The organism is Hypericibacter sp., assembly GCF_050729195.1.
Taxonomy (GTDB): Bacteria; Pseudomonadota; Alphaproteobacteria; order Dongiales; family Dongiaceae; genus Hypericibacter.
Genome location: NZ_JBOHKS010000286.1, coordinates 14,835 through 32,164, shown reverse-complemented (window position 1 = coordinate 32,164; position 17,330 = coordinate 14,835). Strand labels below are relative to the sequence as shown.

General features: G+C 66.2%; 16 protein-coding genes. 4 read left to right on the top strand and 12 right to left on the bottom strand.

The annotated features are described in order from the left end of the window. Positions 1–70: 70 nt before the first annotated feature. Entirely contained in the window at positions 71–541 is a 471-nt protein-coding gene (locus ACREE8_RS23640) for a YaiI/YqxD family protein (RefSeq protein ID WP_431575478.1), read from the bottom strand. 5 nt (positions 542–546) lie between these two features. Then, positions 547–1,335, bottom strand: a complete 789-nt coding sequence (locus ACREE8_RS23635) for a 2-keto-4-pentenoate hydratase (RefSeq protein WP_431575477.1) — start codon at positions 1,333–1,335, stop codon at positions 547–549. 222 nt (positions 1,336–1,557) lie between these two features. On the opposite strand from ACREE8_RS23635, the gene ACREE8_RS23630 reads away from it, so the two are divergent. Further along, complete coding sequence (locus ACREE8_RS23630) at positions 1,558–3,270, top strand: Na/Pi cotransporter family protein (protein WP_431575476.1); 1,713 nt, start codon at positions 1,558–1,560, stop codon at positions 3,268–3,270. Positions 3,271–3,277: 7 nt separating this feature from the next. On the opposite strand, the gene ACREE8_RS23625 is transcribed toward ACREE8_RS23630, so the two are convergent. From ACREE8_RS23625 to ACREE8_RS23600, 6 genes are all read right to left on the bottom strand, one after another. Then, positions 3,278–4,120 carry a methyltransferase domain-containing protein gene (locus ACREE8_RS23625; RefSeq protein ID WP_431575475.1) on the bottom strand — a complete coding sequence of 281 codons (843 nt, stop codon included), beginning with the start codon at positions 4,118–4,120 and terminating at the stop codon, positions 3,278–3,280. Beyond that, positions 4,117–5,976 (bottom strand): protein translocase subunit SecF, encoded by a 1,860-nt coding sequence (secF, locus tag ACREE8_RS23620; RefSeq protein WP_431575474.1) that lies wholly within the window; start codon positions 5,974–5,976, stop codon positions 4,117–4,119. Before secF ends, ACREE8_RS23625 begins: the two co-directional genes overlap by 4 nt. Positions 5,977–6,065: 89 nt before the next feature. After that, positions 6,066–6,323 (bottom strand): hypothetical protein, encoded by a 258-nt coding sequence (locus tag ACREE8_RS23615; protein ID WP_431575473.1) that lies wholly within the window; start codon positions 6,321–6,323, stop codon positions 6,066–6,068. A 124-nt stretch (positions 6,324–6,447) separates the two neighbouring features. Beyond that, complete coding sequence (locus tag ACREE8_RS23610; protein ID WP_431575472.1) at positions 6,448–7,758, bottom strand: ATP-binding protein; 1,311 nt, start codon at positions 7,756–7,758, stop codon at positions 6,448–6,450. Then, positions 7,755–8,420, bottom strand: a complete 666-nt coding sequence (locus ACREE8_RS23605) for a response regulator (RefSeq protein WP_431575471.1) — start codon at positions 8,418–8,420, stop codon at positions 7,755–7,757. Before ACREE8_RS23605 ends, ACREE8_RS23610 begins: the two co-directional genes overlap by 4 nt. A 114-nt stretch (positions 8,421–8,534) precedes the next feature. Continuing rightward, positions 8,535–9,386, bottom strand: coding sequence for a class I SAM-dependent methyltransferase (locus ACREE8_RS23600; RefSeq protein WP_431575470.1), 852 nt, complete (start codon positions 9,384–9,386; stop codon positions 8,535–8,537). Positions 9,387–9,589: 203 nt separating this feature from the next. Here ACREE8_RS23600 and ACREE8_RS23595 point away from each other — a divergent pair, with 203 nt between their 5' ends. From ACREE8_RS23595 to ACREE8_RS23585, 3 genes are all read left to right on the top strand, one after another. Beyond that, the gene (locus ACREE8_RS23595) at positions 9,590–10,645 is read left to right on the top strand and encodes a TauD/TfdA family dioxygenase (protein ID WP_431575469.1); all 1,056 of its coding nucleotides are present in this window, start codon (positions 9,590–9,592) and stop codon (positions 10,643–10,645) included. Between the two features lie 148 nt (positions 10,646–10,793). Further along, entirely contained in the window at positions 10,794–11,372 is a 579-nt protein-coding gene (locus tag ACREE8_RS23590) for a TRAP transporter small permease subunit (RefSeq protein ID WP_431575468.1), read from the top strand. Continuing rightward, complete coding sequence (locus tag ACREE8_RS23585; RefSeq protein ID WP_431575467.1) at positions 11,369–12,820, top strand: TRAP transporter large permease; 1,452 nt, start codon at positions 11,369–11,371, stop codon at positions 12,818–12,820. Before ACREE8_RS23590 ends, ACREE8_RS23585 begins: the two co-directional genes overlap by 4 nt. Positions 12,821–12,850: 30 nt before the next feature. Here the strand turns inward: ACREE8_RS23585 and ACREE8_RS23580 are convergent, their stop codons facing one another. The 4 genes from ACREE8_RS23580 to ACREE8_RS23565 are packed head-to-tail and all read right to left on the bottom strand — an operon-like array spanning position 12,851 to position 17,320. Beyond that, complete coding sequence (locus ACREE8_RS23580; protein WP_431575466.1) at positions 12,851–13,921, bottom strand: ABC transporter ATP-binding protein; 1,071 nt, start codon at positions 13,919–13,921, stop codon at positions 12,851–12,853. Positions 13,922–13,941: 20 nt separating this feature from the next. Next, positions 13,942–16,200: a N,N-dimethylformamidase beta subunit family domain-containing protein gene (locus tag ACREE8_RS23575; protein ID WP_431575465.1), complete on the bottom strand. Its 2,259-nt coding sequence runs from the start codon at positions 16,198–16,200 to the stop codon at positions 13,942–13,944. A gap of 1 nt (position 16,201) precedes the next feature. Continuing rightward, positions 16,202–16,537, bottom strand: a complete 336-nt coding sequence (locus ACREE8_RS23570; RefSeq protein ID WP_431575464.1) for a hypothetical protein — start codon at positions 16,535–16,537, stop codon at positions 16,202–16,204. Positions 16,538–16,552: 15 nt separating this feature from the next. Beyond that, entirely contained in the window at positions 16,553–17,320 is a 768-nt protein-coding gene (locus ACREE8_RS23565; RefSeq protein WP_431575463.1) for an SDR family NAD(P)-dependent oxidoreductase, read from the bottom strand. Positions 17,321–17,330 lie beyond the last annotated feature (10 nt).

The following is a 17,330-nucleotide window of genomic DNA, read 5'->3' as shown; positions in this document are numbered from 1 at the left end:
TTTCATGATCGACCCCGACGGCAACAATATCGAGGCGGTCTGCCTGAAATAGCGCGTTGCGGGCTGGGGCTTACGGACCGGGGCTCTTTTTCTGATCGCGCTTGAGGGACTGGATCGTCTGATCCAGCGCCTCGAGGAAGCGCGAGCGATCTTTCCGCGAGAAGCTGGGGCCGCCGCCACGAATCTCGCCTGTATCGCGCAGATACTCGTTGAGGTCGCGCATCGCGAGCGCCATGCCGATGCCGCTCTCGGTGAAAGGCTTGCCGGTGGGACCCAACACCCGCGCGCCGCGCTCGAGGCAGCGGGCGGCGAGCCTGATGTCGGCGGTGATCGCGATGTCGCCGGCGCCGATATGCTCGACGATCCAGTTGTCGGCGGCGTCGAAGCCGTCCGTCACCACCACGCGATTGACCGTCTGGGCGCCGCCGAGCCGCATCCAGCTGTTGCCCACCATATGGACCGGGAGCCCATGGCGCTCGGCGACGAGGATTACCTCGTCCTTCACCGGACAGGCATCGGCATCGACGAAGATCTCGAGCATCGGCGTCAGGTGAACCGGATCGAGAGGCCGCCCAGGCTGCCGAGATCGGCCACGATATGATCGCCGGCCTCGACCTCCATCGGCTTGACGCAGGTGCCGGTGATGACGATCTGGCCGCGCGCGAGCGTGAGGCCCAGGCCGCGCAGCTCGTTCGCGAGCCAGGCGAGCGCGACCCGCGGATCGCCCAGCACATTCGCGCCGCTGCCCTCGCGCTCGAACTTGCCCTCGTTCGCACCCCGGCCCTTATGGGCGGCGAGGTCGAGCTTGCGCCAATCGCTCTTCGCCGCCGCTCCGACGACGACGAGATGGGCGCAGGCATTGTCGGCGATGAGATGGGGCGCGCCGACCGTGACGAAATCGTCATAGCGCGAATCCGGAATCTCGATCGCGGGATGCAGCGTGTCGACCGCGGCCAGGACTTCATCGGTGGAATAGGGTGCCGGGCGCGGCGCCAGGTCCCGGCCCATGCGGAAGGCGAACTCCACCTCGGCCACGCGCATATGGTTGGCGCCAAGCGGCGTCGAGCCGCCATCGGGCAGCACGCGCTCGGCCAGGAGCCGGCCCGCCATCGGCCCGTCGACGCCGATATGGGCCTGGCCCGCCTTGCTGGTCGCCGCGATCTTCCAGCCGAAGACCGGCTTCGCGCTGTGGCGTTCGATCCGGGCCTGGATCGCATAGCCCTCGGCGCGGGTCCGGGGCCGAATCGCTTCCGGCAAGCGGGCCATGCGGCGGCCCCGCTCCCAATGCTCGACCAGGAGCTTCGAGGCCTGGTCGATCTGTTTGTCGGTCAGCATCGGCGAATTCCTTCGGCCAGCGGCAACGCCGTCTCCAGTAGCAAATTTCAGACGGCCCTGACAGGGCGTCGGGTCGTCGTCGATACGACGATAGGCGGCGTTCTGGTGGCAATCGAGCCTGCATCTGCGTAGAGAATAGTGGCTTCTCACGGGATCCAGCTCTGTTCCGCCGCGCTTCCAAACGGCGGGGGCGGGCCCCGCCTTCGACGAATGGACGATCACATGTCGGGTAGCCTCGCGATTCTGCATCTGGCCGGGAATGTGGCCCTGCTCCTCTGGGGTCTGCATATGGTGCATTCCGGGATCCTGCGGGCGCTGGGCTCCGATCTCCGCCGCTGGCTCAATGCCGGGCTCGCCAACCGCGGGAAGGCGCTCCTGGCCGGCATCGGCGTGACCGCGCTGCTGCAGAGCAGCACCGCCACCGGCCTGATGACGGCGTCCTTTCTCGCCAGCGGCGTGGTCGATCTGGTGCCGGCGCTGGCGGTCATGCTGGGCGCCAATATCGGCACCACCCTGATCGTTCAGCTGCTCACCTTCGATGTCTCGGCCGTCGCCCCGATCCTGATCCTGCTGGGCGTGATCGCCTTCAAGCAGAGCGGCAAGACCCGGGTTCGCGATCTGGGCCGCGTCGGGATCGGCCTGGGCCTCATTCTGCTGTCGCTGCATCTCATTCTCGCCACCGTCCAGCCGGTCGAGCAAGCCGGGCTGGTGCGCGATCTCTTCGCCGTGCTCTCCGGCCACCCGCTGCTGTCGATCCTGCTGGCGGCGCTGATGACCTGGGCCGCCTACTCGAGCGTGGCCGTGGTGCTGCTCGCCATGTCCTTGGCGGCGGCGCAGATCGTAGCGCCGGACGTGGCGCTGGCCCTGGTGCTGGGCGCCAATCTCGGCAATGTCATTCCGCAATTCCTGGGCGCCGGTAAAAGCAACCCGGCGCGCCGTTTGGCCCTGGGCAACCTGATCGTGCGCGGCGCCGGCTGCCTGATAGTCCTGCCGTTCCTGCCGCGGATCGGGACGGCCCTCGCGATGGTCGAGCCGGAGCCGGCGCGCCTCGCGGCCAATTTCCATCTGCTGTTCAATCTGGCGCTGGCGATCCTGTTCGTCGGCTTGCTGGGTCCGCTGGCGCGGCTCTGCCGCCGCCTGCTGCCGGCAGCCCCGGTCAGCGATCCCGGCGCACCGCGTTATATCGACGAGGCGGCCCTGGCCACGCCTGCCATCGCGCTTGCCGAAGCCTCGCGCGAGACCTTGCGCATGGCCGATATCCTGGAGGCCATGCTGCGCGCGCTCGCCGAGGCGCTGCGTCATGACGATCGCAGGCGCGCTTCCGAAATCGGCGATCTCGACGATCAGCTCGACCGGCTGCACAAGGCGATCAAGCTCTATCTGACACGCATCGGCCGCGAGGAGGGACTCGACGAAGCCGATGCCCGCCGCTGCTCCGACATCCTGACCTTCGCCATCAACCTCGAGCATGCCGGCGACATTCTCGACAAGAGCCTGCGCGAGATCGCGGCCAAGAAGATCAAATACCGTTTGAGCTTCTCAACCGAGGGCGCGCTCGAGATCGAGGCCATGGAAGACCGCCTGATGGCGGTACTGGGGCTGGCGATCAGTGTGTTCATGACCGGTGAACCGCGCGACGCGCGCCGGCTCCTGAACGAGAAAGTCGCCATCCGCGAGCTGGAGCAGTCGGCGACGGACAGTCATCTGCAGCGCCTGCGCGCCGGCCGGCCCGAGAGCCTCGAGACCAGCGCGCTCCATCTCGACATCCTGCGCGACCTCAAGCGCATCGCGGCGCATCTGGCGTCCGTGGCCTATCCGATCCTGGATCAGGGCGGCGCCCTGCGGCCGAGCCGCATGATGGATGAAGGGGAGACGGCAACGATCGCGCCGGCGGAACCTGGGCTGCGGGTTCCTCCGGCCTCCTCATCGACCTAGGCCGATCTCACCGCGATCCGGACAGAGAGCTGGAAGAAAACCAACCCGCTCGCTCCTCGAACAGACGCTCGGCGAAGGCGGGCAGGCTGCGCAGGCCGATATGGATGCCTTGCCGGAAGCCCGCCAGACGGAAGCCGGCCGAGCCGAACGCCAAAGCGAGGCTGGCGGCGTTGAAAATGGAATATTGCTCCCGGCGGGGCGAGATATAGCGCAAGGGGCGGCGCCTTATGCCGGCGGCGGCCGGGTCGACCCCGTCGCTGAGCGGAGTCGCCACCAGCAGCAACCCGTCCGGGGCGGTGACCTGATCGATCTGCTTCATGAAGGCCAGCGGCTCGGTCAATTGCTCGAAGATGTTGAAGGCCAGGATCACGTCATAGGGGCCGGCCGTCAGGGGCGACGCGGTCCGGAGGCGGGCGGGACCTGGCTCGGGGCGATCGGCGGGAATGCCCGATTGCCGCAGCGACGCGGCCAGCTTGTCTTCACCGAGATCGAGCAGCCGCAGGGCGCTCAGCCCGTCGCCGAACCATTCCTTGAGGAGAGGAACGAAGTTGTGGTTGTGCCGCTCGGCCACGTCCAGCGTCGGTGCCACTTTCTCGAGCGTCGTGGCTGGGCTCGTCATATCCGTCAGGCCCCAATCGTCGAAGGCCCGGGTGAAAAGGAATCCGCAGCCGGGGCAGCGATAATAGTAGATCGGGATCCCGGACAAGGTCATGCGACGGCCGTCGGACTCGTAGCAATCCTCGTGGTAATCCACCACGTCGAACAGCGGACTGGCGGTGGCGCAGATCTTGCAGGGCGTCGTGCGCTCCACGATGGGCGTGAGCGGCCGTGCCGCCGCGAACGCGGTCACGATGAACGCTCCTGCTGAAGGATCGGCGTTTCCGCGACCGCTCCGGCATCCACGAGGCGGGTCGGTGTCGGCTGCAGCAGCAGCAACAGATTGGGCGCGATGAAGAGTGACGCCACGCTGCCGCAGGCGAGACCGAGCCCGATCGCCAGCGCGAACATCTGCAGGGGCTCCGCGCCATACTGATAGAGGCAGACCGAGCCGGCGAGCACCGTGAAGACGGTGAAGAGCGAACGGCGCAGGACCTGGCCGACGCTGCGATTGACCATGGCCCGCTGGCCGTGGCCGCCAGGCGGCGCCTCGGCGAAGTTCTCGCGAATGCGGTCGAACACCACGACCGCCTCGTTGAGCGAATATCCGATCACGGTGAGGATGGCGGCGATGAAGGTGATGTCGATCTCCTGGTAGAAGAGCGCGAAGCAGGCCATCACGAACAGGACGGAGGTGAAGACGGTGGCGAGCGACGCCACCGCGTAGCGCCAGCCGAAGCGCAACAGGATGAAGAGGAAGGTGCCGGCCAGGGCCAGGAGGATGACCTCGGCCGATTGCACGGCCAGATGGCGCGCCACCGCCGGATCGGCGGTGTTCTCGGCGAAGGTCACGTTCTCGCCATAGGTTTCCTTGTAGCGGCCGACGATCGCATCGACATCGGCCGTCGTCAGCACGTCGTCGAAGCGCGCCGCGATCATGTTGTTGCCGGCACCGCCAATCGCGACCGTCGCGGGGGCGACCCCGGCGGAGAACATCAGGTCGGTCGCATCGGACTGGGTGATCGGCTTGTCGATCTGGATATCCAGCGCGGTGCCGGATTTGAACTCGATGTCGTAATTGAGCGGACCGCGAACGGCATCGATCAATCCGATCGTGATGAAGATCATCGCGCCGACGGCGATCGGGCGGCCCCAACGGATGAAGTCGAACCGAGCCCGGACCGTGTCTGCCCTGTGCCGCGAAAGGATCGGCCGGCCAAAGATGGCATCCGGGCCGTCGCTGTCGCCATAGGCGAGCTGCAGCAGCCATCGCGCAAAGAAGACATTGACCATCAGGCTGAGCGCCACGCCCAGCATCGTCGTGAGGGCGAAGCCGCGGATCGGACCGATGCCGACCACCAGCAGAATGGCGGCGCAGATGAAGACGGTCGCATTCGCGTCGAGGACGGTCCGCAAGGAACGCCGGCCGGCCTCGAGCAGCGCCTGCTGCAGCCCGACGGCCGAGGCCAGCTCGTCGCGGATGCGCTCATATTGGATGATCGAGGTGCCGGCCGCGATGCCGATTCCCAGCACATAGGCGACGATCGCGGAGAGCGAGAGGATGGCGCCCAGCAGATTGAAGACGACGAGAAGGGTCCAGACGAAGACCGTCAGGCCGTAGCCGGCGAGGAGGCCTGGGAGGCGATAGACCAGGACGAGGAAAACCAGGAGGATCGCTCCCGCCAGGCCCGCCGCGCGAAGCGTCGCCGCAAGGTCGCTGGCGCCCAGCACGCCGCCCACCGTCTCCGAATAGGTCTGGGTGAGCTTGACCGGAAGGCCCGCGGGATCGCGGAGCGTGGCGAGCACGGGATCGCCCTGCGAGACGCCCGCCAGGATGAGCCGGATCTGATTCTGCCCCAGGATGTTCACCTGCGGCTCGGAGACGCCGGTCGCATTGGCCCGCTCCGACAGGATCTCGGCCGTCTTGGTCAAGGCCTCGGGCGTCACGGTGTTGGCGGGCGCCAGCGGGTCCGCCGTGAAGGTCAGCTCATAGCCGCCCTTGAACTCCAGCCCGATCTTGGTGTGGCGAATCAAGTAGGGCGCGGTCGCCGCCATGATCGCGGACAGCACGACAATCACAAGGATCAGGAGAGCTCTCGAACGGGTCATGAGGCAGGCTCCGCAAGGGGGAGGAAAGCTGGGCGGCGGCGCGCGGTACCGGCAATTGGGGATGTCCGGTACCGCGCGCCCAAGCAGCGCTACTTACCGAGAATCTTGAGCGCCGCCTGAAAATCGGCGTCGGCCTCGGCATCCTTCTCGACCTTGCATTTCTCCAGACCTTGCTTGCGCAGGCCCGTCACCTGCACCTTCTGCTCGTCGGTCAGAGTCGTGGTCTTCATCGCGTCGTCGAGCCGCTTGAGAACCTGCTCGCATGCTTCGGGTTCATCGGCACGGGCAAGGGCGGGCAGGGCGAGGGCGGCGGTCACCGCGGCCGCGAGCAAAAGTCTTTGAAACATGTCTTCATCTCCATGATTGGCGAGGAGGTCCCCAGTGCCGCCGCAGGTCGGCGAGCGTGGCCGCGAGGCTATCGGCCGGAGACTTAGAGGAGACTTAGAGGAAGGCCGATTGGGAAGACGCCGATCAGGCCAAAGGAACGATCAGGCTCACGGTCATGCCGCGGCGATCGCTGCGATTGCGGAGATCGAGCTGCGCCCGATGGCGATCGGCGATCAATTTCGCGATGGCGAGCCCGAGGCCCGTGCCGCTGCTGTCATGCGGCCGGGCCCGATAGAATCGATCGAACAGCCGGGGCAAGGCCGCGTCATCCACGCCGGGCCCGGTGTCGGTCACCTCGATTCGGGCGATACCCGTCTCGACGGCCAGCGACACATCGACCTGTCCGCCGATGCCCGTATATCGGATCGCATTGTCGAGGAGGTTGCCGACCAGGACCGCCATATCGTCCGGAGAGCCGATGGCGTCGGCGGCGTCCAGCCGCTCGAGGCCCAGATCGATGCGCCGCCGGTCCGCGAGCAAGGTCGCCCGCGCCACGCATTGCGCGACGCAGGCCGCGAGATCGAAACGGGCGGCCGGCGGGCTCGCTTCACCCGCTTCGTAGCGGGCCAGGCGCAACAGCTGCTCAACCAGCGCCGATCCGCGCCTGACGCCGTCCTCGAGCTCGGCCAATCGCTCCGGCGCCGGGCCGGTCAGCGCCGCCCGCTTCAGATTGTCGATCTGGATCTGCAGCGCCGTCAGGGGCGTGCGCAGCTCGTGAGCGGCATCGGAAACGAACCGCTTCTGACGCTCGATCTCCTGGTTGAGCCGCGACATCAGGCTGTTCATGGCCTGCAACAGCGGCGCGATCTCGATCGGCGTGTCCTGCAGCGAGATCGGCGAACGGTCCTCGAGGCCACGGTCCGCCACCTCGCCGGCCACCCGGTCGAGGCGCCTCATGATGCGGTCGATGGCAAAGCCCAGCGCCAGAAGGGCGATCGGCACCAGGAGCCCGATCGGAATCGCGGAACGCAGCGCCGAGGCGCCCGCCAGCTCCTGTCGCACCACGGTGCGCTGCGACACCTGGATGGTGCCCTCGTTGCCGGTGAGGGTGAAGGTCCGCCAGGAATCGTCCGCCGCACTGATGTCCGCGAAGCCGGTCTCGCTTTGCCGGGGAATCGCGATTTCCGGATGGGAGGTGCCGGCGAGCGAGCCGTCGGGCCGCCAGAACTGGAGCACCAGCTCGTCCTCGGGATCGGCGGCAAAGGCGCGGCCCGTGAGCGCGGCGGGCTCGGCGGGATCGGCGCCGACATAGCTCGCCACCAGCTTCAGCTGCTGGTCGAGCGCATCGTCCGCCTCCTGGGCGACGAAGTAGTAGGTTCCCGCGGCACTGATCAGGCTTATGGCAGCCAGGACTCCGCCCAGCCAGATCATGGCGGAACGGCGCAGCGACGTCATCGCGGCGCCTTCGGAATGGTCCAGCCCGCGCCCCGCACATTGCGGATGATGTCCTTGTCGAACTTGCGGCGGATGTAATGGATCAGCACCTCGACCGCATTGCTCTGGACCTCCTCGCCCCAACCATAGAGGCGCTCTTCCAGCACCGCCTTCGAGAGGATGCCGCCCTGATGCTCGACCAGTGCCTGCATCAGCGCGAACTCCCGTGCCGGCAGGAGATGCGTCATTTCGCGATAGGTCACGGCATGGGAGGTCAGATCGAGCTCCACCTCGCCGCTGCTGAGGGCGGAAACCGCCTGATCGACCCGCCGCCGCAACACGGCGCGGATCCGGGCCAGGAGCTCGCGGCTGTCGAAGGGCTTCATCAGATAGTCGTCGGCGCCGAGATCGAGGCCCGACAGCCGGGTTTCCAGATCGTCCTGCGCCGTCACGATGATGACGGGCGTGCGGATATCCGCCTTGCGGATCGAGGCCAGCACCTCGAGGCCACGCTTCTCGGGCAATCCCAGATCGAGGAGAGCGACGGTATGGCCGCCCGAGCGCAAGGCCTCCTCGCCATCGCCGCCGGTTCGCACCCAGTCGACCGACCAGCCGGCATCGCCCAGCGCGCGAACCAGGCCCTGGCCGATCATCACATCGTCTTCGATCAGAAGTGCCCGCATGTTCGGCCGGTTCGCCGTCAGGTTGATTCCGGAAGAGAACGAATGGGTGTTACGACGCCGAACGGGTTCTCGGCAAGCGGCCTCGGTCCGATGGCTCTTGTTGCCGTAGCCGCGCTATCCGGAAACCGGGGCCGCCTTGATCAGATGGTCGGCAAATTTCGGGATGTCGCGAAAACCCATATGGAAGCTCTGGTTGGCGGACGCGATATTGAGTCCCGCCTTCGCCAGGAGCCGCGTCAGGCTGTGCCGGCTATGCAGGCTGATATGTCCATTGCGCGGCGCCGCGTACCACCAGTTCAATCTCGGTCCGATGCTGGCTTTCCCGTCTTCGCCGTCGGTGACAAGCGTGGAAAGCAACAGGAGGCCGTCCGGCGCCAAAAGGCGATCGATCGCGTCCAGGCAGGCCACGGGATCGGCGACATGCTCGAAGACCTCGAATGCGGTGACGATGTCGAAACGCCGGCCGGTCCCTGACATCGACGAAGACACAGCCGTCGCGAACGGATCGAAGCTCTCGGCCTGGCAACCGGCTTCGCGAAGTTGCGCCGCGAAACGGCCGTTGCCGCCGCCGAAATCGAGCAGCTGCAGGCCTCTGAGCCGGTCGCCGAACAGTTGCTGAATATGCGCCGCGTTTTCCCGGGGCCGGGCCTCGGCATAATCGGGATCGAGGGCCGGATAGTCCCGATTATAAATGAACTTCGCGAAGTCTTCCGGCTGCCATTGGTCGAAGCTTCGGGTGAAGAGGAAGCCGCATTGGGGACAGCGGTAATAATAGACGGGGCGACCGGAGAGATGCAGGGACCTTCCCTGCCGTTCCTTGCAGATCTTGTGGAAGTCGACCACGTCGAAGAGCGGGCTGACGGCGGCGCAGATCTTGCAGGCCGTCTCCGGCGCGGCCGACAGCGGCAACGGGGCCGGCGGGGGCCGCTCCGAAACCTTCGATATCGGGCCGTCCTGTCCTGCCAAGGGCGGGTCCTCGCCATCACGTCAAGGGAATGCGGGTCGATCCGGCCTCCATCTTGGAAGATTACGGCTGCGACAGATAGGGGGAGCCGGCCGGCGGCCCCTCTTTCGGCCGCTTGATGCCGCCCGCCCGTCATGGGATCATTTTCCGAGTTTCGCCAAACGCCCCCCAACTCCCTGCTTTTGCCCGAGGATTGTCGAACGCCATGGCCTCCATCGCCCCCATTGCCGGTCCTTGCGTATGGCGCGGGACGGAGATCGCCGCTTCGAACCGCTGGATCCGGCCGATCGATCGGGCCGTGGGCCGCGCCCTGATCGCCGCTGCCGATTGCGCCCGGGAGGCTGGGGTCGAATGGTCGTCGCTCACGCGCGACCGGCTCCAGGTCCCCGGGTTGGACGAGCTCTGCGCGCAAGCCCGCGAGGAGCTGGAGAACGGATCGGGCATGGCGAAGCTGACGGGGCTCGATTTCGCCGGACTCGATCCGCGCTCCCAGCGCCATCTCTGGTTCGGGTTGGGCCAGCATCTGGGCACCATCGTCTCGCAGAGCAACATCGGTCTGCTGATGAAGGCGATCCAGGACGAGGGCTATGACGTGGCGGCCAGCCACGGCGTCACGGTCGATGAGAATGGCAAGCCCTTCCTCTCTTCCTATGCGCGCACTCTCACCAACGGCCCCTTGCGCTTCCATACCGATCGCTGCGACGTGGTGGGCCTGTTCTGCATCGGACAGGCAGCCCAGGGCGGCGTGAGCAAGCTCTGCAGCACCGGCGCGGTCCATAACGAGATCCTGAAGCGCCGCCCCGACCTGCTGGAGATTCTCTATCAGCCGGTGCCGCGCACTCGCTTCGGCGAGGAGAAGGGCGGCGAGACCTCGATCTATCTGCTGCCGATCTTCGGCCAGCGCGACGGAAGGCTCACCAGCCATTATTCGCGCACCTATATCGAGAATGCGCAGCAACTGCCGCAGGCGCCGCGCCTGGCGTCGCCGCAGGTGGAGGCTCTCGCTTTGCTCGACTCGGTCGCGGCCGAGCTCGCTTTCGAGATGGTGCTGGCGCCGGGCGAGATCCAGCTCCTCAACAACCATGTGATCTATCACGCTCGCACGGCGTTCGAGAACGATCCCGCCACGGGCCGGGTGCGCTCGATGCTGCGGCTCTGGTTCGCGATGCCCAACAGCCGCGCACTGCCGGAAGATCACGCCGTGCTGTGGGGCCGCGTCGATCGCGGTGCCGTCAGGGGCGGGATCGCCGTCGCGGCCTGAGGCCGACCCGGTTCGGTTTTTTCGGTTGAGCTAGAGCGCCACCCCAGCCAGATTATCGGCAATGACCGCGTTGCCTCCCGACAAGAGGGGGAAGCGGCAGCAGGCGCTCGGCAAGAGGCGCTCCCGACGACAGGGACAGGGGGACGGCATGAAGGCATTGCTCGGCCTGAGCCGCGCGATCGACTGGCTTAACGGGCATGTCGGCCGTCTGGCTTATTGGTGCGTGCTGATCGCGGTCCTGGTCAGCGCCGGCAATGCCATGGTCCGCTATGTCTTCGACACCAGCTCGAATGCCTGGCTCGAGATCCAATGGTATCTGTTCTCGGCGGTGTTCCTGCTCTGCGCCGGCTATACGCTCCTGCGCAACGAGCATGTCCGCATCGACGTGATCGCCGGGCGGCTCTCGAAACGAACCCAGACCTGGATCGACATCATCGGCTCGGCGCTGTTCCTGCTGCCGATGGCGGTCATCATCGCCTGGCTGTCCTGGCCGCTGGTGTCGGACTCCTATCTGCGCCATGAGATGTCGGGCGATGCCGGCGGGCTGCTGCGCTGGCCGGTGAAGCTCCTCATCCCCATCGGCTTCACACTGCTGGCGCTGCAGGGCCTCTCCGAGCTGATCAAGCGGGTCGCCTTCCTGATGGGGCTCATCCCCGATCCGGCCGAGAAACGCCCGGCCCATGCCGCCGCTGCCGTCAGCAACCGCGCCGACGGCGCGCCGACATGATCGAACTCCTGATCGCCAACCTGGCGCCCCTGATGTTCCTGGCGCTGGTGGTGCTGCTGCTGATGGGCTATCCGGTGGCTTTCGCGCTGGCCGCGAACGGATTGCTGTTCGGCTTCATCGGCATCGAGCTCGGCCTGCTCACCCCCTCATTGCTGCAGGCTCTGCCGGACCGCATCTTCGGCATCATGCGCAACGACACGCTGCTGGCGATCCCATTCTTCACCTTCATGGGATTGATCCTCGAACGCAGCGGCATGGCCGAGGATCTGCTCGATACCATCGGCCAGCTCTTCGGCCCCTTGCGCGGCGGGCTCGCCTTCGCGGTCATCTTCGTCGGCGCGCTTCTGGCCGCCACCACCGGCGTGGTCGCGGCCTCGGTTATCTCCATGGGCCTGATCTCGCTGCCGATCATGCTGCGCTATGGCTATGACCGGCGGCTCGCCAGCGGCGTGATCGCGGCCTCGGGGACCCTGGCGCAGATCATCCCGCCCAGCCTGGTCCTGATCGTGCTGGCCGACCAGCTCGGCCGCTCGGTCGGCGACATGTATGAAGGCGCCATCGTCCCGGGCCTGTGTCTGACCGGCCTCTATGCTCTCTACATCCTGGGCGTCACGATGATCCGGCCGAAATGGGTGCCGGCCCTGCCGCTCGAGGCCCGGACCCTGCATGGGCTGGCGCTGCTGCGTCGCGTCATCGTCTCGCTGATGCCGCCGCTGATCCTGATCTTTCTGGTGCTGGGCACCATCTTCATCGGCGTCGCCACGCCGACCGAGGGCGGTGCCATGGGCGCCACCGGCGCCCTGATCCTGGCGCTACTCAATCGGCGGCTGAACTGGTCCCTGCTCAAGCAGGCGATGGACACGACCGCGAAGCTCTCCTCCTTCGTGGTCTTCATCCTGATCGGCTCGACCGTCTTTACCCTGGTGTTCCGCGGCGTCGATGGCGATCTCTGGGTCGATCACCTGCTGACCAGCGTGCCCGGCGGCGAGCTGGGCTTCCTGATCGTCGTCAATATCCTGGTCTTCTTCCTGGCCTTCTTCCTCGATTTCTTCGAGCTCGCCTTCATCGTCGTGCCGCTGCTGGCGCCGGTCGCGGAAAAGCTCGGGATCGATCTGATCTGGTTCGGCGTCCTGCTGGGGGTCAATATGCAGACCTCCTTCATGCACCCGCCCTTCGGCTTCGCGCTGTTCTTCCTGCGCAGCGTGGCGCCCTCCTCGGAGTTCATCGACAAGATCACCGGGCGCAGGCTGGCGCCCGTGACGACCGGGCAGATCTATTGGGGTGCTGTGCCCTTCGTCTGCATCCAGATCGTCATGGTGAGCCTCGTCATCGCCTTTCCGAACATGGTGCTGAGTCGCATTCACCATGTTCCGACCAGCGATGAGATGAACATCCAGATCGACGTGCCGGCGCCCGACAGCGAGACGCCGTCGATCGACATCCAGTGACGGGTTGGAGCAGCCGGTCGGACGGATGTTCTAGTTCAGCCGAAGCCCGGTCTCTGTGTCGAAGAGGTGAATCCGGTCGAGCTGTGGCGCCAGGCCGATCCGGTCGCCCGGACGCGGCAGACGGCGGTCATTCAGCACGGCGCAGACGGGTATATCGGCGATCTGGGTGAAGACGAAGGTGCTGGCGCCCGTGGGCTCCACCACGCCGACCTCGGCGGCGATCCCCTCGCCGGGAGCGACGACCTCGAGATGCTCGGGGCGGATGCCGAGCACGACTGCCTGGCCCTGGCGACCCTTGCCGACAGAGTCGATCTTCAGCCGCGCGCCACGCGCCTCGACGATCCAGCTTCCACCGTCGGGACGCAGGGTTCCCGGGACGAAGTTCATGGCCGGCGATCCGATGAAGCCGGCCACGAACTGGTTCGCTGGCCGGTCATAGAGATCGAGCGGCGGACCGACCTGCTCGATCCGGCCGTCCTGAAGGACGACGATGCGGTCCGCCATCGTCATCGCTTCGAGCTGGTCATGCGTCACATAGATGGAGGTGGTGCCGAGGCGTTGATGGAGGGCCTTGATCTCGGTCCGCATCAATACGCGCAGCTTGGCGTCGAGATTGCTGAGCGGCTCGTCGAACAGGAAGACCTTGGGCTTGCGCACGATCGCCCGGCCCATGGCCACACGTTGCCGCTGGCCGCCGGAAAGCTGTCGCGGGAAGCGCTCGAGCAGACCCTCGATATCGAGAACGTTCGCGGCGGCCGCGACATCCTGATCGATCCGCTCCCGGACCGCGCCCCTCATCCGGAGACTGAAGGACATGTTCTTCCGCACCGTCATATGCGGATAAAGTGCGTAGCTCTGAAACACCATGGCAATGTCGCGATCCTTCGGCAGGACCTCGTTCACGACCTGTCCGTCGATCAGGATATCGCCGAAGGTGATTTCCTCGAGGCCTGCGATCATGCGCAGGAGGGTCGACTTGCCGCAGCCCGACGGCCCGACCAGCACGATGAACTCGCCGTTCGCGATGCTGACATTGATCCCGTGAAGCACCTCCAGCGGGCCGTAATTCTTCCGGATCTCGACAATCTCGACGCTCGCCATGCGCAGGCTGCCCCTTCTCGCTACTTCGTTCCCGCCGATGGCGGGAATGGCTCCGGCGATATGAAGCGCCGCAATACATTCTGGGTAATCGTGGAAATATTGTTCCGATAGCCGTTATGCGCGAGGCTTCCCGCCCAGCCGATGGAGCCCGTCGAGAAGACGGCGCCACCATTCAAGGTCTCGAAGAAGACCATATCCGCCCGCACCAGAGGGCTCTCGATGCCGTCCATGCCGGGATGGTTGGCGCCGGTCTCGGCCTGGGCGATCACATAGACGTTGCTGTGCCCCTCCGACGCGGCCAGATGCAGGGCATGGGCCGGCGTGCCGACCTTGGGATCGACGATGTCGAGCTCCAGCGACGCGGCGCCGCCGAATACCCCGAAATCGCCGACGATCTCCTCCTCGACGCCGGCGAAGATGAAGCCCGCTCTTGGGTTGTGGCTGTCGGGCAGGCGCCGGTAATAGGATCCGCTGTCGAAGCCTTCGGAGATGAAACCCACCCCGACGAGACGCTGGGGCGCGAAGCCCGAATGCCGCCACATGCCGCTGGGCTCGCCGGTGGTGGCAAGGCCCGTCTCGCCCGGTGCGGAGGTCCACATCCGCGTGCCGGCCTCGCCGCGGCGCATCTCCATGGCACCCGGAAGTTCTTCATGCCAGGCGACGCGCCAATAGAAGCCGTTGCCGCCCAGATACATCAGCCGGCCACCCCGCTCGAGATAGCTGGCCATGGCGGTCAGCATCGCCGTCGAATAATACTCCGGATGCGTGCCGGTGATGACGCAGGCGTAGCGCTCGAGCAGCGACACGCCTTCCCGATGCAGGGTCTCGTCGTCGATCACGTCATAATCCTGGCCGATCGCTTCGAGCCAGTCGGTGATATGCAGATCGGCGTTGAGCGACCAGAGCGCCCGCTTGGGACGCATGTTCAGGATCGGGCGCAAGCGGGAGCTCCAGCAGGAGCCGCTGCCGTCGCGGTGATGGTCGTAGGTGGAGAGACCGAGGTCGCGGCGCTGCATCAGGAACAGATCGGCCGGCGCCAGGACGGTCAAGCCATGGCAGCGTTCCGCCACGGGATCTTCGTAGTGATCGTGGCTGTTGGCATAGGCGAGATAGGTGGCGGCGGAGGCGAGGAAGGCGACCGGCGCCCGGGAATGTCCGCGCTCCGGCAAGACGAAGAAGGGCACATAATCCTCGCCCTGGCTGCCGCAGCGCAGGCGCGCGGCATAGATCCCGCTCTTCAGTTCCTGGGGAATCGTCCAGCTGAAATCCGTCTCCCAGGCACAGTCATAGAGATCGTCCTCGTGGAAATGGATCGCCGCATATTCCTGCGGGCGGCTTTTCCAGTTCATGGCTTCCGCGGTCCAGGCACGCCCCGTCATCGCGCGCGTCGGCAGATTGATGCAATCGCCATCGAGCCCCTTCGGGCCGATGTCGCGGATCCTCGTTCCCGGGATATCCTGCGAGAAATCCCAGGCGGCAACCAAGCTCGCGCCAGACGGTGCTGCCAGGGGCGTCGTCAGGATCTGCTCGATCTGGGCCGCCGGGATCGCCTGCGCGTGAAGCCGCGGCGCCTCGATCTTGCCGTTGAAATGGCCCGCCCCGCGCCAGCGGCCCTTCATGCCGGCGATCACATGGGCGGCCATCGTGAAAGGCACGCCCACCAATCCTTGCCCGAAGGCGTTGGCCTCCAATGGGCAACGGTCGGAGACCGGGCGAGACGCCGGATCGCCCCAGCGCGCGTCGACCGGCTCGCAATGCAAGGTGGCGGTCTTGGTCGCGGCATCGAAGCTCGCCAGCAGCCGGTACCAGCGTCGCGCCTGAAGGGCGACCGGATGGACCAGCCGCCAGACCTGCGCCCCACCGCCGAGCCTCAGGCAGGGGCGGGAAGATTTGTCGATCGCCAGCGCGTAGCCGGCGCCGGCTTCCGCGGCGCCTTTCCAGCGCGCCAGGACGGTCGCTTCGTCCGCTTCCGGCAGGGTCGGCCATATCAACGCCGAGAGCGTGAAGCTGGCGATCGCGTCGAACGCTGCCGCCGGTCCGATCCTTACATAGGAGCCGCAATCGATGGCTTGCTTACGGCCTGGGTAATCGCCGTTCGCCGCTGCGTCCGCGACCAGCGCCTCCTGAAACCCCGGGCCGTCAGGACGGTCATCCCCGCAACGCAGCCGCACGATATCGGCGCGATAGGATTCGGCCCCGGTCTCGCAGCTCACCTTGAACGCGATGGTGGCGCCGGGCCGGACGGCAAGACGATCGGCATAGCCGAGGATCTCGATCATTTCATTCGATCTCCAGCGCCTGGCCGGTATGTTTCTGCCAGCGAAGCTTGAAGACCACCCATTCGGCGTCCGCCAGCGATCCGAAGGTGGGCCCGAGCAGATCGACCGGCTCCCGGCTGGTCTGCCGGAACCGAGCGAGGGCCCACTCCCGATGCGGCTTGGCGCAGACCACGCAGTAATTGCCGGGCAGGGGATCGGAGCGGAACAGATTCAAGAGACGCTGCAGCTCGTCGCTGTGCCGGCCATAGGGGCGGCGCTTGAACTCCAGCGCGAGATCGATGCGGCTCGGATCGACCTTGTAGGCCGGCGGCCTCGTCCCTGTTGTCTCGGCGGTCATGCTCGGCATTCGCTCCTACCAGACGGTATAGCCGCCGTCGATCAGATAGACGGCCCCGGTGATGTAGCTCGCCGCATCCGATGCCAGGAACGCCGCGAGTGGGGCGACCTCCTGCGGTTTCCCGAAGCGGTTCATCGGCGTCATGCTCATCCAGAACTTGATCCACTCGGCCTGGCCTTTGCCGGCATCCGTCAGTGCCGTGTCGATGTAACCCGGTGCTATCGCATTGACCCGGATGTTGTGCGGAGCCCATTCGACGGCCAGCGACTTCGTCAATTGCGAGACGCCGGCCTTGGAGGCGTTATAGGCCGGCTGGACCTGCGGGCGGTCGACGATGACGGCGCTGTTCGATGACATGTTGACGATGACGCCGCGGTTCTGTTGCACCATGGGCCTGCCGAACTCCCGGCAGCAGCGGAACACGCCGTTGAGATTGACATCGATGACCTCGAGCCAGTCCGCATCGCTGGTGTCCAGCGTCGCCTCGTTCTTCACGATGCCGGCATTGTTGACGGCGATATCGAGCCGGCCATGGGTTTGCGTCACATACTGCGCCACGTCCTGCACCGATCGGGTGCTGCGGACATCCAACTGCCGGAATTCGGCCTTGCCGCCCTGGTCGCGGATCTCCTTCGCGGTCTGCTCCCCGGTCTTGGGCGAGAGCTCCGCGATCACTACCGTGGCGCCCAACTGCGCCAGGGTCTTCGCGATCTCCTTGCCCATCCCCTGGCCGGCGCCGGTCACCACGGCGATGCGTCCATCCATCTTCAGAAGCTCGAGCACTCTATCCTCC